The sequence below is a fragment of the Methanotorris formicicus Mc-S-70 genome, from assembly GCF_000243455.1.
GTDB lineage: Archaea > AGJL01 > Methanococci > Methanococcales > Methanococcaceae > Methanotorris > Methanotorris formicicus.
On sequence record NZ_AGJL01000075.1, the window covers coordinates 1 to 5,125 of the forward strand.

At 30.9% G+C, this 5,125-nt stretch carries 3 protein-coding genes, 2 tRNA genes and 3 pseudogenes; 5 read left to right on the forward strand and 3 right to left on the reverse strand.

The window, feature by feature from the left end; translation table 11 throughout:
• A pseudogene (locus tag METFODRAFT_RS09020) lies at positions 1-297 on the forward strand (hypothetical protein); the annotation flags it as partial.
• A gap of 44 nt (positions 298-341) precedes the next feature.
• Here the strand turns inward: METFODRAFT_RS09020 and METFODRAFT_RS09025 are convergent.
• Positions 342-415: transfer RNA gene (locus tag METFODRAFT_RS09025), tRNA-Thr, on the reverse strand.
• 97 nt (positions 416-512) lie between these two features.
• Between METFODRAFT_RS09025 and METFODRAFT_RS09030 the strand changes: the two genes are divergently transcribed.
• The 3 genes from METFODRAFT_RS09030 (at position 513) to METFODRAFT_RS09040 (ending at position 2,549) form a co-directional block, all read left to right on the forward strand.
• Positions 513-588, forward strand: a tRNA-Gln gene (locus tag METFODRAFT_RS09030).
• Positions 589-639: 51 nt separating this feature from the next.
• Positions 640-1,305, forward strand: a complete 666-nt coding sequence (locus METFODRAFT_RS09035; protein WP_007045303.1) for a DUF166 domain-containing protein — start codon at positions 640-642, stop codon at positions 1,303-1,305.
• A 41-nt stretch (positions 1,306-1,346) separates the two neighbouring features.
• Positions 1,347-2,549, forward strand: a complete 1,203-nt coding sequence (locus METFODRAFT_RS09040; protein WP_007045304.1) for a hypothetical protein — start codon at positions 1,347-1,349, stop codon at positions 2,547-2,549.
• Between the two features lie 109 nt (positions 2,550-2,658).
• Here METFODRAFT_RS09040 and METFODRAFT_RS11985 read toward each other — a convergent pair.
• Together METFODRAFT_RS11985 and argH are read right to left on the reverse strand one after the other, a co-directional pair.
• Positions 2,659-3,062 (reverse strand): annotated as a pseudogene (locus METFODRAFT_RS11985) (DDE-type integrase/transposase/recombinase); the annotation flags it as partial.
• Between the two features lie 142 nt (positions 3,063-3,204).
• Complete coding sequence (argH, locus tag METFODRAFT_RS09045) at positions 3,205-4,662, reverse strand: argininosuccinate lyase (protein ID WP_007045305.1); 1,458 nt, start codon at positions 4,660-4,662, stop codon at positions 3,205-3,207.
• A 123-nt stretch (positions 4,663-4,785) separates the two neighbouring features.
• Between argH and METFODRAFT_RS10360 the strand changes: the two are divergent.
• A pseudogene (locus METFODRAFT_RS10360) lies at positions 4,786-5,125 on the forward strand (DDE-type integrase/transposase/recombinase); the annotation flags it as partial.

Consider the following 5,125-nt stretch of genomic DNA (forward strand, 5'->3'; position numbering starts at 1 on the left):
TATTCGAATATGCTTGCGAAAGTCCTATCTGGGAAAAATACTGGGGCTGTTTTGAAAGGAGGGTGTGTTATAGTTAAAGGCAATACTGGGGATTTTACAGGTATTGAGATGAAAAAAGGGGTTATTATCGTTGATGGAAATGCAGGGAAATATTTAGGAGCGAAGAAAAAAGGAGGGCTTATATACGCAAGGGACGGCTCACCAATTCCACCAACAAAGAAATATCCTTTAAGTGAGGATGATAAAAAACTTCTAAGCAAATTGGGATTTTTTGGGGAATTTTACAAATTCCAATAAAATTAATTCAAATTTATAAATCAATTCTTCTAAAATAAAATTAAAGCCTCGGGCGGGGTTCGAACCCGCGACCTCCTGCTTACCAAGCAGGCGCTCTACCAGGCTGAGCCACCGAGGCACTCCAAATAATTCTTAAATCATTAAACAACTATAAATAATTTTCGCCGAAAAGTTTATATATTAGAACCTTTGTATTAATGAGTGCTGTTGTTTGAAGCCCGGTGGTGTAGTGGCCAATCATCCGGGGCTTTGGACCCCGGGACCGCGGTTCGAATCCGCGCCGGGCTACCATTTTTTTATTTTGGACAGTTTAATCCATATATTTAAATTTATGGTGAAATAATGAAGATAGGCATTTTAAGTGAAGGAAAGTATGGAGAAAGGGTACATAAGGTTATAGGAAAAAAATTTAATTGTGATTTTATTAAAGTTAAATATTCTGGAGAATTTGACGACATAAAAATTGATAAAGATATTTTGGAAAAATTAGAGGATTATGATTTATTTATAACCTACACCACAAACCCAGATTTAACCTACGAACTCGTTAGGCAAATCAGGAAAATAAATAAAAATGCATTTGTTATTGTTGGTGCGTGGAAAGGAGGAGGGTTTAAAAAGCAGTTGGAGGGTTTTGGTAATGTGTTTTGTCCAAATTTGATGTGTGAGATTGATGAGAGTGTTTTAAAAAACTATTTGGATGAATTTCCACAATTAAATAAATTTTTAAGATATTTTGGAAGACCAAAGGTAAAAATCATACTTGAAAACAATAAAATAAAAGACATTGAAATTTTGAGGGAGGCACCGTGTGGCTCAACCTCTGAAACTTTAAAAGAATTTATTGGCAAGGAAATTAATGAAAAAACCTTAAAGAATATTGGTTTGAGAGTCCAGCATTTCTGCAGGGCATCCAAAATTAGATTATTTGTAGATAACGAATGCAAAAAAATCAAAGCAGGGGAAATTATTGTCCAATCTGTTAAAGAGGGATTGATTAAAGATTAGAAGGTATGCAAAAGGTATCTTTTAAATTTTTAGGTGATAAAATGAAAAGACTCATCTTTTTAATTCTATCGTTGTATTTACTCCATCTACTATTTGCAGAGGAAAATATATCTAATAATATCTCAATCGAAAGTATGGCTACAAATGGAGCGGATGTAATGATTAGTATATATGACAAAATCAACTCTAAGATGTATGAAATCCTATATGATGGAAGGGAGTTTAAGTTAATTCTAAGGTTTCCAATAAATAAATCTGAATTAAATAATTCAGAGATAAACTTTAAACCAAAGAACTGGAATTTTTATAGTTATTTTAAACATCCTGTTGTAGTTGGTAATTTTAAAGGAAAATGGATTTTTCACAGTCCAGAAATGCTAGGATTCTTTGATGGAAAGAATTTTACGACTACAATAAGTGGACTTTATTCTGGATGTTCAACTGCAAGAATATCAAAGTTCAAAAGTAGCGATGATATAGCCTTTATTATTTGGAGTGGTTCATCAGCATCATGCAATAGAAACTGGTTATGTTCTTACTATAACCTCCCAGGAAAAAATATCTTTCCATATAGTCAAGGATATTATGGTATAGGTTATAATTCAAAAAATGATTTTTGGTATATATATTTTAATAACTATGGAAATAATATCACAAATAACACCATATATATTTGGAAGAATGGAAATATAATAAAATCATTTAACCTATCTAATGATAAGATAGGAGCATTTTATTTGTATCATCTTAATTACCAACCAATGGAATGTGATAACAATGGAAATTTATTAATTCCATTAACTTCTCCTCCAAAATATTACACTAATGCAAAGATAAACTACACTGTTAATGGACTTTATTTATATAATGGAGAAAAACTAACAAAAATATCTAACATAACTCCATATATTATGTGTAAAGGAGATAAAGGAGTATTAATGGCTACAAATAATGGACTTTATATCTATAAGAATGAAACGGTAATAAACCTCTCTAATTTATTTAAAAGAGTTGATTATATCAGTTATGTTGATGAATATGAATATTGGTTAATATCTGGAATTGATAAGGATAATAATACAAAATTAGTTAAATTCGATGGAAACAACACTATGGAAGATTTAACTCAACAATTGATAGTGGATATAAATGAAAAAAATGAGATTTTAAATAATTACTTATATGAAATAATCCTGATAGTAGTTATAATTCTTGGATATATTTTATGGAAAAAGTCAAATTAATCTTTTATTTTTTGTTATTTAATATTTATATCTTTAATTCTTTCGATTTATAAAGTATCATAATAATTATGCTTAATGTTGTATCCCGAAATTATTTCGCCATAATTTTTCATACACTAATCACCTCCTTATCACACTCTACACCATAATAAACTTCATAAGGAGTTTTAAAATTAAGAGAACGATGTGGTTTTACTCGATTATACCAATCTACGAACTTTTCTAAACTATTGAACATATATAATCGATACTCCACTCCCTATTTATCCGTTCAACTTTTCCTATTGTTTGGGGATGTCTAACAGAGGTCCTTATATGCAAAATCCGATTTTCCAGTAGAAACTTCTGGAATTTAGATACCCCTCCTCTCGCAGGAACGAATTGAGTTCTATTATCGGTTAATATCTTCTCAGGTTTCCCATACTTTTTAAAACATTCCTTTAAAGTAGAAATTACAACGTCTGATGTCGCTTCTTCATACAACTTAATATGTAAAATATATCTACTATGGTCGATTTATAATTATCATGTGCGAAATAATTTCGGGATACCACAGGAGATTAAACTTACGTTATCCTTTCTAAAACAAACTTATGTTTTTGAAGATGGAAAGTTATATTTTTCAATTTGGGATTCTAATTTGAATGATTAAAATTTATTCAATTTTATAAGACAAGAGATTTTCTTTAATCTTATTTATTTTTTGCATTTTTTCATCAATATCCTTTTCATATTTACTTAATCTTTCTTCAAAACTCTTTACTGCCCTCTCAACTTCTTTTGGTGCAGGACCTCCTATAACATCCCTCATTTTGACATTTTCATAGGGATCTAATGCCTTCATTATTTTTTCTTCATCAACTTTTAGGTTATATTTTTCCAAAACTTCATAAATAACCTCAATCATATCCTTTTTTTCTTCTATACTCTTTCTAACAACTTCCCCAACAATGCCATGTGCGGTTCTAAATGGAATGTTGCATTCTTTCACAAGTGTATCAGCAAGTTCTGTTGCAGTTGAATAGTTGGCATTTGCTAATTCCTTCATTCTCTCAACATTTACTTTTAATGTTTTTAACATACCATGTATCATTTTTATTGTATCTATTGTTGTATAGACACTCTTCCACAAATGTGGGCTTATCTCTTGCAAATCTCTGTTGTAGGTGTTAGGCAATGCCTTCAAAATAGTTAAGACGCTAATCAAATTCCCATTTAAGGTTGAGAGTTTTGCCCTTGCAATCTCTGCAACATCTGGGTTCTTTTTTTGAGGCATTATTGAGGATGTTGATGTGTATTCATTTGCAATCTCAACCATTCTAAACTCATAAGTTGAAAATAAAATTAACTCCTCACAAATTTTTGATAAGTTAGTTCCTAATATTGATAAATTTGCCATCGTCTCAGCAATAAAATCCCTACTTGAAATCCCATCCATTGAGTTTTCAATAATTCCATCAAAGCCAAGAAGTTCCTTTGTTCTTTCTCTGTTTATTTTAAATCCGGTTGTAGCCATTGCCCCACTACCTAATGGGGAGATGTTTATTCTTTTATATGTATCCAATAATCTTAAGATATCCCTTTCAATTGCTGAAACATAACTTAGCAAGTGGTGGGCGAATGTTGTTGGTTGTGCATGTTGTAAATGCGTATATCCAATCATAAGTGTTTCTTTATGCTCTTTTGCCATTTCTATGAGGTCTTTTTCTAAGTTTATTAGGTCTTTTAAAATCAGTAAAACTTTTTCCCTCAAAGACATCCTTAAATCTGTTGCAACTTCATCGTTTCTACTTCTTCCCGTGTGCATTCTTCCCGCGACATCTTCTCCTAATTTTTTAATCAACTCACTTTCAATAACCATGTGTATATCATCTAATGAAGGATCTAAGTTGAGGTTTTCCATTCCTTTTTTGTAAATTTCCTTTAAGCCATCAATAATCTTCTTTACATCATCTTTTTTTATTATTCCCTGTTCATAGAGCATTATTACATGTGCAATATCGCACAAAATATCTACCTCAAAAATTTCCTTATCAAAATCTAAACTTGTTGTGTATTTCGCCACATCTTCTTTTATTGAATTTCCCAATCTTCCTCTTCTCAAAATGTTCATGTTTTCACCAAACACGTTTCAATCATGTTTGAATAATATCAATTATGTCGTATTTCATTTTTTTGATATAAAAATTAAATATGTGGTATCCCGAAATTATTTCGCACATGATAATTATAAATCGACCATAGTAGATATATTTTACATATTAAGTTGTATGAAGAAGCGACATCAGACGTTGTAATTTCTACTTTAAAGGAATGTTTTAAAAAGTATGGGAAACCTGAGAAGATATTAACCGATAATAGAACTCAATTCGTTCCTGCGAGAGGAGGGGTATCTAAATTCCAGAAGTTTCTACTGGAAAATCGGATTTTGCATATAAGGACCTCTGTTAGACATCCCCAAACAATAGGAAAAGTTGAACGGATAAATAGGGAGTGGAGTATCGATTATATATGTAGGACTTTCGCAAGCATATTCGAATATAATGATATAGCATTTATGATAAGATATTTCTACC

Coding starts and splice junctions, on each gene's coding strand:
- METFODRAFT_RS09035 (WP_007045303.1), top strand. CDS start 640: ATGAAGATAGGCATTTTAAGTGAAGGAAAGTATGGAGAAAGGGTACAT.
- METFODRAFT_RS09040 (WP_007045304.1), top strand. CDS start 1,347: ATGAAAAGACTCATCTTTTTAATTCTATCGTTGTATTTACTCCATCTA.
- argH (WP_007045305.1), bottom strand. CDS start 4,662: ATGAACATTTTGAGAAGAGGAAGATTGGGAAATTCAATAAAAGAAGAT.